The sequence below is a fragment of the Microbacterium meiriae genome, assembly GCF_040685015.1.
GTDB classification, from domain to species: Bacteria; Actinomycetota; Actinomycetes; order Actinomycetales; family Microbacteriaceae; genus Microbacterium; species Microbacterium meiriae.
The window spans coordinates 1,659,232-1,676,448 of sequence record NZ_JBFBHD010000001.1 but is presented as its reverse complement, the minus strand read 5'-3'; the positions used below and the strand labels follow the sequence as shown (position 1 = coordinate 1,676,448).

Here is a 17,217-nt window from a genome sequence, read left to right as displayed (position 1 = left end):
CCTGGACCCCTGGGCCGTCCTCCTGGGTCCCTGAGCCTGTCGAAGGGCCTGAGCCTGTCGAAGGGCGTGAGCCTGTCGAAGGGCTTGAGCCTGTCGAAGGGCTCACGGAACGCGATGCAGCCACGCGTCGGTCGAGAACTTCGACTCCACCAGAGCCTCGGCATCGGCGTACTCGTCCGGCGTGATGCCGCCGTCCTCGGCGGAGGTGAGCGAGCGGAACGTGTCCTTGAAACGCTCGATGATCTCGGCACGTTCCAATCCGGTCTGGCTCCGCAGCGGGTCGACGCGCTTGGCGGCCGAGGTCGTGCCCTTGTCGCTGAGCTTCTCGCGGCCGATCCGCAGCACCTCGGTCATCATCTGGCCGTCGATGTCGTAGGAGAGGGTGGCGTGGTGCAGCACACCTCCGTTCGCGAGGCGCTTCTGCGCGGCGCCGCCGATCTTGCCGGTCGGGCTCGCGATGTCGTTGAGCGGCTGGTAGACGGCTTCGATGCCGAGCGAACGGAGCGCCTGCAGCACCCAGTCGTCGAGGAACGCGTAGGAGTCGGCGAAGGTCATGCCCGCGACGAGCGAGGCCGGCACGTAGAGCGAGTAGGTGATGATCTGCCCCGCGGCCATGAGCATCGCTCCGCCTCCGGAGATCCGGCGGACGACGTCGAAGCCGTGCTTCGCAGCGCCCTCGGGGTCGACCTCATTGCGATACGACTGGAAAGACCCGATGACGACGGCCGACTCGTCCCACTCCCAGATGCGCAGCGTCGGACGCCGACGCCCCTCGCCGACGCGGGAGGTGAGCACCTCGTCAAGGGCGAGGTTCATGCGCGGCGAGACCGCCTTCTCGTGGACGATCTCCCAGTCGAAGTCGCCCCAGCCGGGCGCCGTGACGAGCGCGCGGCGGACGGCGGTGCCGACCGCCTCGGGGGTGAAGCCGAGCAGCTGGGCCCCCTCGGGGAGGGCGCCGCGGACGGCCGCGGCGATGGCCGTGGCGTCGGACTCGACGGGGAGACCCTCGACAGCGGCGTTGATGTCGTCGAGCGCGGAGTCCGGTTCGAGGAAGAAGTCCCCGGCGAGCCGGAACCGCGCGATCCGGTCGTTCTCGACCTCGAGGTCGACGACGACGAGCTTGCCCCCAGGAACCTTGTATTCACCGTGCACGGATCCAGCTTAAGGCGCGCACTGCCCCCGTGGTCAGCCGCCGAGCACGACCACGCGCTCCCCTGCCCTGATCGGCGTGGAGTAGCGGTTGCCGGGCGTCGGCAGGGGGCAGACGAACTGGTCGGAGAAGGCGCACGGCGGCAGGTAGGCGCGGTTGAAGTCGATCACGGCGGAGCCGTCGGCGGCGGGTTCGTCGACGGGGAGGAACCGGAACCGATACGTCTCCAGCCCGTTCGTCCCGTCCGCGAAGACCGCGCTCAGCGCTCCGCTCCCACTGCGGGTGACGGTGAGCTCGTGCGGGGCCCCGGCGAGTTCGAACCGCAGGCGTCCGGCGATCGCGGTCTCGCGCTCCTCACCGTCGACCGAGGTGACGACGATCCGCTCGTCTGGCGCGGGTTCGAACGTCGCGGGGAGCCGCCAGCGCTCGTCCGGGGCGTAGGCGTCGATCGCCGTGAACCACTCCCGCTGCGGACGGGCCGGATTCCAGACGCGGAGGGCCAGCAGCCCGTTGCGATCGAATACCCGCAACTCCCGCCGCCCGAGGCGCAGGGTCTGGGCGCCGCGGAGGGTGACGACCGACCCCGACGGTCCGAGTTCGCTGCCGCGGATGCCGCCGTCGCCGGTGAGGGCCCAGAGTCCGGGGACGCCGTCGACCGCTGCGGGTTCGGTGATGAGCCAGTTCGTCGACTCCAGCGCGGACGGCCCGTACTCCGACCCCGCATAGCGTTCACGCGCCGCATGCCACTCATGCCAGTCCGTCAGGAAGCTCATCGCCGCGGGCCCTCCCCCTCGCTCGTGCGGATGTGCCCCGAATCTAGGACTGCCCCCATCTCCCGTGGCCTCCCTCCGTCACACGCCTTCACCGCGCGTCATCCCGCGTCACACTCCCCCGCGGTCCCCGCGCACCTCCCGCGGGATCAAACCCGTCCCTCGCCGCACCTTTCCCCGCCCGTTCCTGATCCCGCCGGCGCAGCCCCCGCGCACGTCCCGCGGGATCAAAACCGTCCCCCAGCGCGCCCTCCCCCGCCCCTTATTGATTCCTCCACCCGTGCGCAGCCCCCGCGCACATCCCGCGGGATCAAAACCGTCCCCCAGCGCGCCCTCCCCCGCCCGTTACTGATCCCGCCACCCGGGCGCAGCCGCCGCGCACATCCCGCGGGATCGAAATCGTCCCCCAGCGCGCCCTCCCCCGCCCGCTTCTGATCCCGCTACCCGGGGTCGTCCGCGGCGCGACGGAAGCCGAAGATCCTCCGCGCCTCCGCGCCCCCTATTCGCGAGGCGCGGGTGATTCCCCACTGCCACCGGCGCGCGAATCACCGTGCGTGTTCGAAAAGGCTCCCCCGAGGTCCGTCCCGGGCACGAAAGTGATCCCGCGGCAGTGGCGGGAGGCACAACACTGATCCCGCGGGATGTCGGGAGGCACGAAGGTGATCTCGCGGGCGGTGACGGGAGGCGCGGCCTTGACCCGACAGGTCATCGCGGACGCGGACTCACCGGCGCACCCACGCACAGTGCGTGTTCGAAAACGTTCCGCTGGGGCCTGTGCCACGCGCGAAAATGATCCCGCGGGGCCGGGGGAAGGGGCGAAAGTGATCCCGGACCGTAAAGGGACCGGAACCGGACCGGGACGGACCGGAACCGGACCGGGACGGACCGGGACGGAACGGGACTGAACAGGCCGGGGAAGGGCCGGACCGGGATCGGACCCGAACCCGGGACGGGAGTCAGCGGGCGGGGATGTGGGCGTCGAGCCAGGCGAGGACGTCGGCGCGCACCTCGTCCTGCTGCAGCTCCTGGAAGATCTCGTGCCGGGCGTCGGGGTAGACGAGGGTCGTGACGTCGGTGAGTCCGGAGCGGCGCCGGTACTGGTCGGCGAGCTTGTGGACGCTGCGGGGACCGCCGACCGGATCGTCACGGCCGACGAGGAGGAGCATCGGGAGGTCGCGCGCGAGGTGCGTCGCCGGACGCCCGTACAGTCGCGCCGCGTCGAGCAGACCGAAGAGCTTGAGCAGAGGCACCCCCGTCGTGAGCGGGTCCTCCTCGAAGGCCTTCCACACCGCGGGGTCGCGGCTCAGCCACTCGTACCCGGTCGCGTCGTCCGCGGCCCACGCGGCGTTCAGCGGCGCCGGGTTCAGGGAGCGGGGCGTGCGCAGCGCCGAACCCGACAAGATCACCGCATCGAAGGCCTCGGCGTGCTCGTTCACCAGCATCTGCGCGAGGAACGACCCCCACGAGTGCCCGAGGAGCACGAGCGGAAGGTCCGGGTTCTCGTCGCGGATGATGCCGGTCAGCTGCCAGATCGCATCCTTGGCCGCCCGGAGACCCCCGGGGCCGAGCCGTCCGAGCCGGGCCGGATCGCCGTGCTGGCGCATGCCGGTGCGCCCGTGCCCACGGTGGTCGTCCGCGTAGACGGTGAACCCGGCTCCGGTGAGCGCGGCGATCAGCGCCGGATACCGTCCTGCGTGCTCGCCCACCCCGTGCAGGAGCTGGACGACACCGCGGGGCGTGCCCTCCGCGGGGTGGACGTCGTAGACGATGGCGATGCCGTGGCTGTCGGTGTACTCGCGGGTCTCGGTCATGAGTCGGCCCTACCGGTCGGTTCCCGCGAGAGCGTCCCGGATCGCGAAGGCGATGTCGCGGTCCGTCACCTCGTAGCCGCCGACCCCGTCGGAGGCGGAGCCCATGCGCACGCCGCCGTCCTCGGTCACCGCCCGCTTCGCGGAGAAGTGGAGGGCGTCGACGCCGGCCGCGGCGAGCACCGGAGCGCTCGCGACGTCGACGCCGCTGCCGGCCATGACCTCGATCTGCCCCTCGGCTGCGGCGACGAGCGCGCGCAGCGTGTCGATACCATCGATCGCGGCCGAAGCTCCTCCGGACGTGAGCACGCGCCGGAGCCCGAGCTCCCTCGCGGCCCGCAGGGTCGCCACCGGGTCGGCGGTCACATCGATCGCGCGGTGCAGCGTCGCCGGAGCTCCCCCGGCCGCATCCCGCAGCCGCGCCATGGCATCGAGGTCGAGCCGCCCCTCGGCGTCCAGCGCGCCGATCACCACGCCCGCCGCGCCTGCGTCGACCGCGTGCCGCACGTCGCGTTCGGCGACAGCCAGCTCGTCGGCGCTGTAGTGGAAGCCGCCGGCGCGCGGACGGATGAGGACGTGCACCTCGGGGCCGTTCGCCCCCGCGGCTTCGAGCGCGAGTTCCAGGGTGGCCGGCGACGGGGTGAGCCCCCCCAGGGCGAGTGCCGTGGCGAGCTCGACGCGGGCGGCGCCGACCTCGGCGGCGATGCGCACTCCGGCGGGGTCCTGGACGGCGATTTCGAGAGCGATCGTTGGGGTCACCCCTCCATTGTGCCCGCTGGCCTCGGCTCCTCCCGCCCCCGCGACGGAAATATTAGATAGACTAACTAAGTATGTCTGCGTCCGATGATTCCCTGCACCTCACCGCCACAGACCTCCGCATGGCCACGTTCCGGCTCGCCCGCCGACTGCGCTGCGCCCGCGCCGCCGACATGATGAGCGACACGCAGCTCGCCGTTCTCGCCGAGCTGCGCATGAACGGCCGGCGCACGATCTCCACCCTCGCCGAGCGCGAGCGCGTGACCGCCCCCTCGATGACGAGCATCGTGAACGGCCTGGAGGAGCAGGGCTTCGTCGCCCGCACCCCGGACGAGGACGACCGCCGCCGCGTGCAGGTGGACATCACCGCCGCCGGCGTCGAGGTCGTCGTCGAGACCATCCGCCGCCGCGACGTGCTGCTGGCCGACATGCTCCGCGAGGTCGACTACACCGAGGAGGAACTGACGACGCTGCGAGAAGCGAGCGCCCTGATGCGGAGGGTGGTGGAGCGATGAGCGCCATGTTCCGTTCCTTCGCGAACATCAACTACCGGATCTGGTTCGCCGGCGCCCTCGTGTCGAACGTCGGCGGATGGATGCAGGCCACAGCCCAGGACTGGGTCGTGCTGACCGAGCTCACCGACAACGACGCGACCGCGATGGGCGTCACCATGGCACTGCAGTTCGGCCCACCGCTGGTGCTGGTGAGCCTGACCGGCTGGGTCGCTGATCGCTTCGATCGGCGGAAGATCCTGCTGACCACGCAGACCGCGCTGCTCGGCCTCGCGATCGCGGTCGGATCCCTGCTGCTGGCCGGCGTCATGACCCTGCCGATGATGCTCGCGTTCGCCCTCGGTTTCGGCATCGTCAACGCGTTCGACGCACCCGCCCGGCAGGCCTTCGTGTCGGACATGGTGTCCGCCACGGAGACCTCCAACGCCGTGGCCCTCAACTCCGCCTCCTTCAACCTCGCCCGTATGATCGGCCCCGCGGTCGGCGGTCTGCTCATCGTCGCGATCGGCTCCGGTTGGGTGTTCATCGTCAACGCCGCGACCTTCCTCGCCATGATCGTCGCGCTGATGCTCATGCGCACGCACCTGCTGGCACCACGGCCGAAGAACCGCAGCCGCGGCGGCCTCGCGGAGGGCTTCCGGTACGTCTGGGCGCGCAGCGACCTCAAGGTCGTGTTCGTGACGGTGTTCCTCATCGGCGCGTTCGGCATGAACTTCCCGATCTTCGCCTCGACCATGGCGCTGGAGTTCGGAGCCGGCGCCGACGGGTACGGGGTGCTGAGCTCGGTGCTCGCTATCGGCTCCCTGATCGGCGCCCTCCTCGCCGCACGGCGGGACCGTGCGAGGGTGCGCGTGGTGATCCTCGCGGCGGGCGGCTTCGGGATCGCGGCCTTCGTCTCGGCCGCGATGCCCACCTACCTCTCCTACGCGGTCACGCTCACGTTCACCGGCTTCATGATCGTGACGCTGCTGACCACGGCCAACGGCTACGTGCAGATCACGACGGATCCGGCGCTCCGCGGCCGCGTCCTCGCCCTCTACATGGCCGTGATCATGGGGTCGACCCCGGTCGGCGCACCGATCGCGGGCTGGGTGGCGGACACGTTCGGCCCCCGCGCCGCCATCATGCTCGGCGGGACGGCCGGCTTCATCGCGTGCGCGATCGGGGTGACGTGGGTGCTGACGTCGGGGAGGCTGCGCCGCGAGGAGAGCAGCCGCTTCCGCCTGACCCTCGACGAGACGCGCCCGCTGCGCGTCGTGCAGCCGGTCGAGCCGGTGGACTACACGGAGAAGGCCGCGGCGACGACGCCCATCCGGCTTCCTCGACGCGACGACGAGTGAGCTGCGGGCGCGTTTGTCAACGCCTTCCTCATCACGGCCCGGCGGTCGTAGCGTCGTGTCATGGACGAGAACATGAGCACTCCGCACCCGCAGGATCCGGCCGAAGGCGCTCCCGGCGTCGACGTCCCTGACGAGAACTCCGGCCAGGGCGACGGCACCGGCGGCGCGATCCAGGGCGACAGCTCCCGCGGGGAGTCGACCGGCGGCGCCATCCAGGGCAGTTCCGGCCCCGGCCACGACGCGCCGCTGGGCGGCGACGAGAACACCGAGGACGAGCTCGCGGCCGACAACGCCGCCGAGGAGGACACCCTCCGCACGCTCGACCCCGACTCCCCGCCGGCCTGAGCCGTCGACCCACCCCTTTCGAGACGAGCCACCCCCTTGCGAACGTTCGCAAGGGGGTGGCTCGTGCAGAAGGGGGTGGGTCGGCCGCGGTCAGGCGTCGAGCACCACCTTGAGCTGCTCGACGGCCCAGTCGAGCTCGGTCGCCCGGATGACGAGCGGGGGCGCGATGCGGATGGTCTGCCCGTGCGTGTCCTTCACGAGCACACCCCGGTCGAGCAGCTTCTCCGCGATCTCTCGGCCCGAACCGATCGCGGGGTCGATGTCGACGCCCGCCCACAGCCCGGCGATGCGCACGCCCGTGACACCGTGGCCGATCAGCGGCTGCAGCGCCTGCTCCAGGTGTGCGCCGAGTGCCCGCGCACGCTCCTGGAACTCGCCCGTCTGCAGCATCTCCACCACGCGCAGACCGACGGCCGCCGCGAGCGGGTTGCCGCCGAACGTGGAGCCGTGCTCACCGGGACGGATCACGCCCAGCACATCGGTGTTCCCCACCACGGCCGAGACCGGGAGGATGCCACCGCCGAGCGCCTTGCCCAGCAGGTACAGGTCCGGCACGACACCCTCGCGGTCGCACGCGAACGTCTCGCCGACACGTCCGAGCCCGGCCTGGATCTCGTCGGCGATGAACAGCACGTTCTTCTCGTCGCAGATCTCACGGATGCGGCGGAGGTACCCCTCCGGCGGGATCACCACACCGGCCTCGCCCTGGATCGGCTCCACGAGCACGCCCGCCGTGTCCTCGGTGATCGCCGCGGCGATCGCCTCCGCGTCGCCGAACGGCACGCGGTCGAAGCCGGGCGTGTAGGGACCGAAGTCGTCGTGCGCGGTCTCGTCGTCGCTGAAGCTCACGATCGTCGTCGTACGGCCGTGGAAGTTGCCCTTCGCCACGACGATCCGCGCCTTCCCCTCGGGGATGCCCTTCACGCGGTAGCCCCACGCCCTGGCGACCTTGATGCCGGTCTCCACCGCCTCGGCGCCCGTGTTCATCGGCAGGACGAGCTCCTTGCCGCAGAGCTCGGCGAGCGCGGCCGCGAAGGGCTCCAGCATGTCGCTCTGGAACGCCCGGCTGACGAGCGTGACCCGACCGAGCTGCTCGGTCAGGGCCGCGACGAGCGCGGGGTGACGGTGCCCGAAGTTGACCGCGGAATAGGCCGCGAGCAGGTCGAGGTAGCGCTTGCCCTCGACATCGGTCACCCACGCTCCCTCGCCGCGCGCGATCATCACCGGCAGCGGGTGGTAGTTGTGCGCGACGTGCGGCTCCGCGACCGCGGTGGGTCCCTGCGCCTGTCGAAGGGTCGAAGCGCCCGCCGTCTGCTCGATCGTCACTTCGCACCCCGCAGCTCGAGCGTGCAGCACTTGATCCCGCCGCCACCGAGGAGGAGCTCGGACAGGTCGACGGTGATCGGGTTGTAGCCGCGCTCCCGGAGCTGCTGCTCGAAGCCCTTCGCCCGCGGCGAGATGATGACGTTGTAGCCGTCGCTCGAGGAGTTCAGGCCGAACACCGCGCCGTCCTCGTCCGACACGAGGATCGCGTCGGGGAAGCGCTTCTCCAGCTCGGCACGGCTGGCGTCGTCGAAGGCCCCGGGGAGGTAGGCGATGTTCGCCCGCTCCGGACCGCCGTTCTCCACGCCCTGCACGGGGTCGAGCACCGCGATCGCGGTGTCCAGGTGGTAGAAGCGGGGGTCGGTGAGGTTGAGCGACACGACCTCGCGGCCGAAGACCTCGCCGACCTCGCGGTGGCTGTCGCCGGTGGAGCGGAAGCCCGTGCCCGCGAGGATCACGTCGCCGACGAGCAGGAAGTCGCCCTCGCCCTCGTTGACCTCCTCCGGCATGACGGTGTCGTAGCCGGCGGCGCGGAACCAGTCGGCGAAGGCCGGAGCCTCCCCCTGCCGCTCCACGAACCGGAACTCCGGCACGTAGGCGCGCCCGTCGATGAGGAAGCCGCCGTTGGCCGTGTAGACCATGTCCGGGTATCCGGGGAGCGGATCGATGAGCTCGACCTCGTGGCCGAGCTCGACATACAGGTCGTAGAGCTTCTGCCACTGGGCGACGGCGTTGGCTGTGTCGGTCGGCCGCGACGGCTCCATCCACGGATTGATGGAGTAGTTCACCGTGAAGTGCTCGGGACGGCACATCAGGTAGTGGCGGCGGTGCGCGGTGCGCGTGGGGGCGGTGGTGACGGCGGTCTCCGGCGTCGACATGGATGCTCCTCGTGTGAACGGGCGCGGCGGACGCTGTCCAGGGGCCCGGCGGTCCTTCGACCCCCTGCTCGGAAGAGGCGGAGGGGAAGATGCGACTCGGGCACGCCGGTGACCATTGTGCCACCGGACCCTGGGCGCCACCAGCATCCGTCCCGTGTCGTCGTCAGCCCTCGCGCTGCGTCACCACGACCTTGCCGACCGTGTGCCCGGCCTCGACGTGCGCGAGCGCCGACACGGCCTCGGCGAACGGGTAGGTGCGCTCGATCACGGGGACCAGGTGCCCTTCCTCCACGAGCTCGAGCAGCTTCGCGAGGATCTCCGGGTGCGAGGTCGCCGCGAGGGACACCACCCGGGGTCCGCGGACCGAGAGCACGGCGGCGCGGATCATCCGCGGCACCGGACCGAGTACGCGTCCGCCGTCGCCCGTCACCAGCACCACGCGACCACCCGTGCGGACGAGACGCTGCAGCTCGCGGATCGGCACACCTCCCGCGAGGTCGATGACGGCGTCGAACCGGGCGGAGGGCAGGTGCGTGAGCGGAGACGTGCGGTGGTCGAGCGTGCGCACGGCTCCGAGGCGCTCCAGCAGCAGGGCGTTCCGTGGACGGCACGTCGCCCAGACCTCGGCCCCACGGAGCGCCGCGAGCTGCACGGCGAAGGTCCCCACGCCGCCGGACGCCCCTATCACGAGGACCCGCTGCGCACGGTGCCGCAGCCCCACCCCGGCCGCATCGAGCGCCTGCCACGCGGTGCCTCCGGCGATCGGCAGGCACGCAGCCGCCTCGGGCGTGACATCCGGGGGCACGGGCACGACGCGGTCGGCCGCGATGCGGGCGCGGGAGGCGAGGCCGCCTCCACCCTGCAGCTCTCCCACCACGAGTTCACCGAGTTCGGCGTTCACGACGTCGGCGCCGACCGCCACGACGGTGCCCGCGACGTCGAGCCCCCGGACCGGGTGCTTCGGGCGCGTGAGGCCGAAGAAAGGCCGGACCAGCAGCGGATCGCCGAGGAGCAGCCGCACGTCGCCGGCGTTGATGGCGGTGGCCTGCACGCGCAGCACGACCTCTCCCCGGTGGGGCTGCGGCACGGGCAGGCGGGTCAGCGAAGTCCCGGCGGCCGGGCCGTACGTCTCGCGGGTCCAGGCGGGCATCGTCTCGGTCATGCGGCACCTCCGGGGTCGGTGGGATACGCGAACAGGTCGTCGATCCCGACGCCGAAGGCCCGGGCGATCTGGAACGCGAGCTCGAGCGTCGGCGAGTACTTCTGCTGTTCGATCGCGATGAGCGTCTGCCTCGTGACCCCGATCGTGCGGGCGAGCTCGGCCTGCGTGAGTCCGGCACGCTCGCGGTGGGCGCGGATGCTGTTGGAGACGAGGGTGGGCTTGACCATCAGACCAGGCCCCGACGGTACGCGATCGCCCGGGCGACACCGCCGACGACGGCCGCCACGAGGAACCCCGCGAACATGGTGTTCGCGATCCAGAACGCGTCGGCACCGAGACCGCACAGGACGATGACCCCGAGGCCGGCGATGGCGACGAAGGCCTGCTCCACGCGCGCCCCCATCCGGCCGATGTCCCGGTCGCGGATGTCGGAGCGGCCGACGCCGTCCGGATCGGACATCCCGGCGATGATGCCCCAGAGGATGCTGAGCACGATCGTCCCGACGATGCCCCCGCCGATCGTCCACAGCATCAGCGGGAACCAGTCCGTCGCGGTGAGCGGTCCGCCACCGGCCTGCTGCATGAGCAGCAGCACGTAGACGACCGCGACGATCGGACTGACGATGAGCCCGGCCCAGACGTTGCGCTCCTCGTAGACCATGCGCTTCTCCTCGTGTCAAAGATTCTTGACACGAGAGTACGTCCGCATCGCACCTGTGTCAAGAATCTTTTACACCCGCATTCCGTCCCGCGCAGTCTCTTCCGGGATCACAATCGCACCCCCGAGCCGCCGCTCCCGCCCGTTTCCGATCCCGCATGTCCTGCGCATCCCGAAGCGGGATCGAAAACGCACCTGCCGGGGGCCGGGAAGGCACCTTTTCGAGCCCGCACCGCACTGGCACCGGCACCCGCACCCGCGCCGAAACGGGCGGGGGTCAGATGACGGAGGCGCTCCAGGGGTCGGGGTTTCCGTAGCGGTGGGCGGTGATCGAGACGGACTGCTCGTGCACGAACGGGAGGAGCTCGATGCGGGCCGCCGCCGTCACCTCCGCGTCGTACACCGCGAGGTCCGGGTCACCGCCGGTGGCCACCGCCAGCGCGGAGCGCAGCGCCGCCACCGACTCCCGTCCACCCACGAGCCGCACACGCCCATGCCGCGGAAGCACCGGAACACCCGCATCTCCCGCGGCCCCCGACTCCTCGGCCACCTGCATCCGCTGGAGCCACTCGTCCTCCGTCTCCAGGAACACCACGGCGTCGAGGTCACCCAGAGCATGCCGCACGCCCGCCGGAAGCCCGACCGGAGTGGACACCACGAAACCCGCCCCCGCGCGCACTCCCGCGATCACGACCCGCAGCAGGTCGTGCAGGGCGGCGTCCTCGGTGGCGCGGATCTCCACGGGTACGGGCCGATACCGGAAGAGGTTGCGCTCGATCTCCAGCCGCGAGACGTCCCGCACCCGGCCGAACTCCCGGTCCCAGGCCAACGCGTCCGACAGAGCGGATCGCCGAAGCCACTCGAACGACTCGAACGGGAGGGAGGGCTGCGCCGCCTCGATGAGCCCCGTGATCCGGGAGTCGAGCCCCCGCAGATGGAGGGTGCTCGACGCCGGGGCCCCGTGCTGGGCGCGCCACGACCCGAGTCCGATGAGGTGGTTCGGCCCGCCGGGCTTGGCGCCGGCGCCGACGGAGGAGCGCTTCCACCCGCCGAACGGCTGCCGCTGTACGATCGCTCCGGTCGTGCCGCGATTGACGTAGAGGTTCCCGGCCTGCACGCGGTCGAGCCAGAAGGCCAGGTCGTCGGGATCCTGGGTGTGGAGCCCCGCCGTGAGACCGTAAGCGACCGCGTTCTGCAGGTCGACGGCCTTCGCGAGGGTCGGGGCGTGCATGATCCCGAGGACCGGTCCGAAGAACTCCTCGGTGTGGAAGCGAGAGCCGGACTGCACGCCGACCCGCACGCCGGGGCGCCAGAGCCGTCCGCTGCCGTCGTCGGCGGGGTCGAGGGCGGGTTCGATGAGCCACCGCTCGTCGCCCTCCAGCTCGGAGAGGGCCCAGGCGAGCTTGCCCTCGGGCTTCTCGATGACGGGGCCCACCTCGGCGAGCGGATCCGAGGGCCAGCCGACCCGCAGCGAGCGGACCGCGTCGGCGAGCTGACGCGCGAAGCGCTGCGAGCGCCCCACCGGCCCGACGAGGATCCCGAGCGACGCCGCGGAGCATTTCTGCCCCGCGTGCCCGAACGCGCTCTTCACGAGGTCGGCCACGGCGAGGTCGAGGTCGGCCGAGGGCGTGATGATCATCGCGTTCTTGCCGCTGGTCTCCGCGAGCAGAGGCAGGTCGGGGCGCCAGGAGCGGAACAGCGCCGCGGTCTCCCACGAGCCGGTGAGGATCACCCGGTCCACGGCCTCGTCCGTGATGAGGGCACGGCCGAGGTCGCCTTCCTCGATGTCGACGAGAGCGAGGGCTTCGCGGGGCACGCCGCCCTCCCACAGCGCCGCCACGAGCACCGCCGCGCACCTGCGTGCCTGCGGGGCGGGCTTGAGGACGACGCCGGACCCCGCGGCGAGCGCCGCCAGAACGCCACCGGCAGGGATCGCGAGGGGGAAGTTCCACGGCGGAGCGACGACGGTCACCCGGGCGGGGACGAACACGGCGCCGGAGATCGCATCGAGCTCGCGGCACGTCGCGGCGTAGTACCGGGCGAAGTCGACGGCCTCGCTCACCTCGACGTCAGCCTCGGCGAAGACCTTGCCGGTCTCCGCGGCCGCGACCTCGATCAGCTCCCCGCGGCGGGACTCGAGAGCGGCCGCCGCGCGCAGCAGCACCTCCGCCCGCTCGGCCGCGGGACGTGATCCCCACGCTGCCGCCGCGCCCTGCACGCCGCGCACGATGCGGCCGAGGTCATCGGCGTCATCGACGCGCGCCGCGTCCAGGACATCCCTCCCGACCGTCGAGTCCGCGAGCCTCGCACGGATCCCCGCCGCCCACTCACGATTGGCGGGGAGGGCGAGGTCGGTATCGGCCGTGTTCACGAAGCCCGGGGCGCCCCCGGTGTCCTCCCCGCGCTCGCGCGCGGCGTACACGGCGGTCTCGAGGTAGGCGCCGGTGTCGGTGTCGTCGGAGCCGCGCACGATGCCGAGCACCGCCTTCGTGAGGTCGGCCTCCGCCGCCGGACCGACCGGGGCGGGTCGCACGGACTCGTGCACGGGCGCGAGGCGGTCCTGGGTGCGCCGCGGGCCGAGGCCGAGGGCCGGGTCCCCCGCCCGGTCCAGGGCGTCGAGGAAGCGCTCGGCCTCCCGCGCGAAGAGGGACTCGTCGTCGTGCAGGTGGAACGCCGCGGAGAGGAAGTTCTCGGACGACGCGTTCTCCTCCAGCCGCCGCACGAGGTAGCTGATGGCCACATCGAACTCGGCGGGCGCGACGACCGGCACGTACAGCAGCACCGGACCCACTTCGCGGGACACCGCCTGCACCTGCCCCTGAGCCATGCCGAGCAGCATCTCGAACTCGACCGCGTCGCGGACCCCGCGCTCCCCGGCGAGCAGCCACGCATGGGCGATGCCGAAGAGGTTGTGGCCGGCCACCCCGATCCGCACCGAGGTCGTGTGCTCGGGCTGCAGCGCCCAGTCCAGGCAGCGCAGGTAGTTGGCGTCGGTGTCGAGCTTCGTGTCGTAGGGCGCGGGCGTCCATCCGTGCAGGGTCGCCTCGACGTGCTCCATCGCGAGGTTCGCGCCCTTCACGAGGCGCACCTTGATGCGGGCCCCGCCGTGGATCACGCGATCCTGTGCCCAGGCGGTGAGCTCCTGCAACGCCGGCAGCGCGTCGGGCAGGTAGGCCTGCAGCACGATCCCGGCCTCGAGTCCGGTGAGCCGAGGGTCCTCCAGGATCCGCGTGAAGACGGCGATCGTGAGGTCGAGGTCGCGATACTCCTCCATGTCGAGGTTGATGAAGGTGCCGTCTTCCGCAGCCGTCACGTAGAGAGGGAGCAGCCGGTCGATGACCCGCTCGACGACCTCGTCGAAGCCCCACATCGAGATGCGGCTGACGATGGCGGAGACCTTGACCGACACGTAGTCGACATCCGGACGCCGGATGAGCTCGTGGATGCCGTCGAGCCGCCGCTGCGCCTCTGCCTCCCCGAGCACCGCCTCCCCGAGGAGGTTGAGGTTCAGTCGCGACCCCGACTCCCGCAGCTTCTCGATCGCGGGTCCGAGCTTCGCGGGCCGGGCGTCCACCACCAGGTGCCCCACCATCTCGCGTAGCGCCCGCCGCGCGATCGGCACGACCGGCGTCGGCAGCACCGGGGCGACCCCGCCGCCGAGCCGCACGGCGGAGCGCAGGTACCACGGCAGGAACTCCGGCACGATGGGCGCGATGCGGCGCAGCTGGGCGGCCGCAGCGGTCAGGCTCTCCGGCCGCATCACGCCGTCGACGAAACCGAGGGTGAACGGCAGGCCGTTGGCGTCGCGGAGGACGCCCGCTAGACGCTCGGCGGCGGGGTCGACGTCGGCCGCAGCCGCCTCGATCACCCAACGGCGCGCGAGTTCGACGGCCTGATCGGCGAGGGATGCGGATGCCCCCGCCTCCGCGGAGGATGACGACGACTCTGCCATGTGACCACCCTAGGTCTCCGGTCGCGGAATCCCGGGGTGCCCGACCGGGCGGGCCGCAGCCGGGTCAGTTCCAGATGCTGGGGGCGGGCGTGCGCACGGGAGGCAGGGCGGACGCGGCGGCCCAGTCATGCACCCACGCGTCGATCTCCGGCACCCCGTCGGGCTTGCCCACCGCGGCGAACAGCTCCTCGTTGCTGACCGTGCCGCCGGACCGGCGCAGCACGCGGGCCCGCACGATGGCCCTGGCGTAGACCTCGCCGGCGACCACGGCCCGGTGCTCCAGGAACAGCGCCTTCTCGTCGTGCCCGATGAAGCGCGACTGCACCTCGAACCGCTGCCAGAGCTGGAGCGACTTGCGGAAGGTGATGGTCTCGCTGGAGACCACCGCGTACCAGCCCTGCTCCTTCATCACGTCGAACAGCCCCGTGCGGATGAGGTGGTCCCAGCGGCCGAGGTCGAACAGCGACAGGTACCGGCCGTTGTTCATGTGGCGGAGGATGTCGAGGTCCGTGGGCAGGGTGGTGACGGTGACGGTGCCGACGGCGGTCGGGTCGAGGGTCTTCCCCTGCCGTACGCGACGACGCGCACCGAGGATCACGAGGAGGGTCCGCCAGATCACATTCACGAGCACTGATCGTAGCCATCCGCGCACGACGGTCGAACTTCGTTGTCCGATTCCTCCATGCGGTCGAAGGGCCTCCCACGGGCCGTCATCCCGATTTCCGATTTCCACGGACCCGCCGTAGAGTCACCGCATGAGCGCCGAAGCCCAGCCCGAAGTCATCGTCCGTCCGGTCCGTGATGTGGATGCGGAAGCCCTCGGTCGCGTGCATGCGCAGTGCTGGCACGAGACCTACGATCACCTCATCAGCAAGGCGGCGCTGGAGAAGGTCTCGCCCCGCCGTATGGCCGAACTGTGGACGCACTGGGCCTCGCAGGGTCCCGACTTCAAGATGAACGCGGCGCTCGTCGACGGCGAGATCGTCGGCTTCGTCGGCTCGGGTCCGGCCCGCGACAAGGACGCCCCGGCGTTCCGCGAGCTGTACTTCATCTACCTGCTCGACGCGTACCACTCGACCGGCATCGGGCAGAAGCTGTTCGATGCGGCCGTCGAGAAGGACGAGCCGCTCTACCTCTGGGTCGCCGAGGACAACCCTCGCGCGCACCGCTTCTACACGCGCAACGGGTTCCACCTCGACGGCGCCGCGCACACCGAGCCGTTCCTGGGCGAGACGCTCACCGAGGTCCGCTTCGTGCGCCCCTGACCCTCGTCCTCACCGAAAGGGCCGCCCCGCGGGGCGGCCCTTTCGTCTGCGCTCAGAGGCGTTCGATGATCGTGACGTTCGCGACGCCGCCGCCCTCGCACATCGTCTGCAGGCCGTACCGTCCGCCGGTGCGCTCGAGCTCGTTCAGCAGGGTCGCGAGGATGCGGGTGCCCGTCGCGCCGATCGGATGCCCCAGTGCGATGCCGCCGCCGTTGACGTTGACCTTCTCGTGCGGCGCACCGGTCTCGCGCATCCAGGCGAGCACGACCGAGGCGAACGCCTCGTTGACCTCGAACAGGTCGATGTCCTCGATCCGGAGTCCCGTACGCTCCAACGCGTGCCGGGTCGCCGGGATCGGTGCCGTGAGCATGAGCACGGGGTCGTCGCCGCGGACGGAGACGTGGTGGATGCGGGCCCGCGGCGTGAGGCCGTGCTCCTGCACCGCCCGCGCGCTGGCGATGAGCACGGCACTCGACGCATCGCTGATCTGCGACGCGACGGCGGCGGTGATCCGCCCGTCGGGCGCGAGCGGCGGCAGGCCGGCCATGCGTTCGAGGGTGGTGTCCCGGCGCACGCCCTCGTCGTGGTCGAGCCCGGCGAGCGGCGCGATCTCCGCCGCGAACCGCCCGTCGTCCTGGGCCTGGGCCGCCCGGCGGTGGCTCTCCAGCGCGTACCGCTCCATCTCCTCCCGTGAGATGTCCCACCGCTCGGCGATGAGCTCCGCTCCGCGGAACTGCGAGATCTCCTGGTCGCCGTAGCGCTCCTGCCATCCGGGCGACTCGGCGTACGGCGTCGTGAAACCGTACTCCCGGCCGACGGTCGCGGCGGCGGTGAGCGGGATCCGCGACATGTTCTGCAGCCCGCCGGCGATCACGAGGTCGCTGGTGCCACTGAGCACCGCCTGCGCGGCGAAGTGCACGGCCTGCTGACTCGATCCGCATTGCCGATCGATCGTGACGCCCGGCACGTGTTCCGGGAAGCCGGCGACGAGCGACGCGGTGCGCGCGACGTTCCCGGCCTGCCCGCCGATCGCATCGATGGCTCCGAGGATCACGTCGTCCACGGCGCCGGGGTCGATGCCGGTCCGGTCGACGAGGGCCCGCAGACTGTGCGCGCCGAGGTCGGCGGGGTGGATCTCCGCGAGAGCGCCGCCACGGCGTCCGACCGGCGAACGGACCGCGTCGACGATGTAGGCCTCTGCCATGAGTGCTCCCTCCTCAGCGCCGGGACCCCGACGTCACACCTTCCAGAGTGCCTCATCGCACGCTCGGGGAACACCAGCGACCCCTCCCGTGTGC

General features: G+C 71.4%; 16 protein-coding genes. 4 read left to right on the top strand and 12 right to left on the bottom strand.

Features of this window, described 5'->3' with window-relative positions; all coding sequences use genetic code 11:
* Positions 1–102: 102 nt before the first annotated feature.
* The 4 genes from lplAB to AB0N68_RS08175 form a co-directional block, all read right to left on the bottom strand.
* Positions 103–1,152, bottom strand: a complete 1,050-nt coding sequence (gene lplAB, locus AB0N68_RS08190; protein WP_280567261.1) for a lipoate-protein ligase LplAB — start codon at positions 1,150–1,152, stop codon at positions 103–105.
* Positions 1,153–1,185: 33 nt separating this feature from the next.
* Positions 1,186–1,923, bottom strand: a complete 738-nt coding sequence (locus AB0N68_RS08185; protein WP_259953359.1) for a DUF1684 domain-containing protein — start codon at positions 1,921–1,923, stop codon at positions 1,186–1,188.
* Between the two features lie 953 nt (positions 1,924–2,876).
* A complete protein-coding gene (locus tag AB0N68_RS08180) occupies positions 2,877–3,731 on the bottom strand; it encodes an alpha/beta fold hydrolase (RefSeq protein ID WP_187662471.1) in 855 nt (284 codons plus the stop codon).
* Positions 3,732–3,740: 9 nt separating this feature from the next.
* Positions 3,741–4,487, bottom strand: a complete 747-nt coding sequence (locus AB0N68_RS08175) for a copper homeostasis protein CutC (protein WP_292797428.1) — start codon at positions 4,485–4,487, stop codon at positions 3,741–3,743.
* Between the two features lie 71 nt (positions 4,488–4,558).
* Here AB0N68_RS08175 and AB0N68_RS08170 point away from each other — a divergent pair, with 71 nt between their 5' ends.
* The 3 genes from AB0N68_RS08170 to AB0N68_RS08160 are packed head-to-tail and all read left to right on the top strand — an operon-like array spanning position 4,559 to position 6,681.
* A complete protein-coding gene (locus AB0N68_RS08170; protein ID WP_187662473.1) occupies positions 4,559–4,999 on the top strand; it encodes a MarR family winged helix-turn-helix transcriptional regulator in 441 nt (146 codons plus the stop codon).
* A gap of 5 nt (positions 5,000–5,004) precedes the next feature.
* Positions 5,005–6,336 carry an MFS transporter gene (locus AB0N68_RS08165; RefSeq protein WP_280567314.1) on the top strand — a complete coding sequence of 444 codons (1,332 nt, stop codon included), beginning with the start codon at positions 5,005–5,007 and terminating at the stop codon, positions 6,334–6,336.
* A gap of 60 nt (positions 6,337–6,396) precedes the next feature.
* Complete coding sequence (locus tag AB0N68_RS08160) at positions 6,397–6,681, top strand: hypothetical protein (protein ID WP_025105431.1); 285 nt, start codon at positions 6,397–6,399, stop codon at positions 6,679–6,681.
* 90 nt (positions 6,682–6,771) lie between these two features.
* Here the strand turns inward: AB0N68_RS08160 and rocD are convergent, their stop codons facing one another.
* The 7 genes from rocD to AB0N68_RS08125 form a co-directional block, all read right to left on the bottom strand.
* Positions 6,772–8,001, bottom strand: a complete 1,230-nt coding sequence (gene rocD / locus AB0N68_RS08155) for an ornithine--oxo-acid transaminase (RefSeq protein WP_292797449.1) — start codon at positions 7,999–8,001, stop codon at positions 6,772–6,774.
* Positions 8,002–8,003: 2 nt separating this feature from the next.
* A complete protein-coding gene (gene ddaH / locus AB0N68_RS08150; protein ID WP_187662474.1) occupies positions 8,004–8,882 on the bottom strand; it encodes a dimethylargininase in 879 nt (292 codons plus the stop codon).
* Between the two features lie 163 nt (positions 8,883–9,045).
* Positions 9,046–10,044 (bottom strand): NAD(P)-dependent alcohol dehydrogenase, encoded by a 999-nt coding sequence (locus AB0N68_RS08145; RefSeq protein WP_292797420.1) that lies wholly within the window; start codon positions 10,042–10,044, stop codon positions 9,046–9,048.
* Positions 10,041–10,271 (bottom strand): helix-turn-helix transcriptional regulator, encoded by a 231-nt coding sequence (locus AB0N68_RS08140; protein WP_187662476.1) that lies wholly within the window; start codon positions 10,269–10,271, stop codon positions 10,041–10,043. The genes AB0N68_RS08145 and AB0N68_RS08140 overlap by 4 nt, the downstream gene beginning before the upstream one ends.
* A complete protein-coding gene (locus AB0N68_RS08135; protein ID WP_292797415.1) occupies positions 10,271–10,705 on the bottom strand; it encodes a hypothetical protein in 435 nt (144 codons plus the stop codon). Before AB0N68_RS08135 ends, AB0N68_RS08140 begins: the two co-directional genes overlap by 1 nt.
* A gap of 274 nt (positions 10,706–10,979) precedes the next feature.
* On the bottom strand, positions 10,980–14,654 hold the full coding sequence (locus AB0N68_RS08130; RefSeq protein ID WP_292797412.1) for a proline dehydrogenase family protein: 3,675 nt from the start codon (positions 14,652–14,654) through the stop codon (positions 10,980–10,982).
* Between the two features lie 64 nt (positions 14,655–14,718).
* Positions 14,719–15,279, bottom strand: a complete 561-nt coding sequence (locus AB0N68_RS08125) for an acyl-CoA thioesterase (RefSeq protein WP_187662479.1) — start codon at positions 15,277–15,279, stop codon at positions 14,719–14,721.
* Positions 15,280–15,409: 130 nt separating this feature from the next.
* Between AB0N68_RS08125 and AB0N68_RS08120 the strand changes: the two genes are divergently transcribed.
* Positions 15,410–15,919 (top strand): GNAT family N-acetyltransferase, encoded by a 510-nt coding sequence (locus tag AB0N68_RS08120; RefSeq protein WP_060922628.1) that lies wholly within the window; start codon positions 15,410–15,412, stop codon positions 15,917–15,919.
* A 52-nt stretch (positions 15,920–15,971) separates the two neighbouring features.
* On the opposite strand, the gene AB0N68_RS08115 is transcribed toward AB0N68_RS08120, so the two are convergent.
* Positions 15,972–17,123, bottom strand: a complete 1,152-nt coding sequence (locus tag AB0N68_RS08115) for an acetyl-CoA C-acetyltransferase (RefSeq protein ID WP_259953351.1) — start codon at positions 17,121–17,123, stop codon at positions 15,972–15,974.
* Between the last annotated feature and the right edge of the window lie 94 nt (positions 17,124–17,217).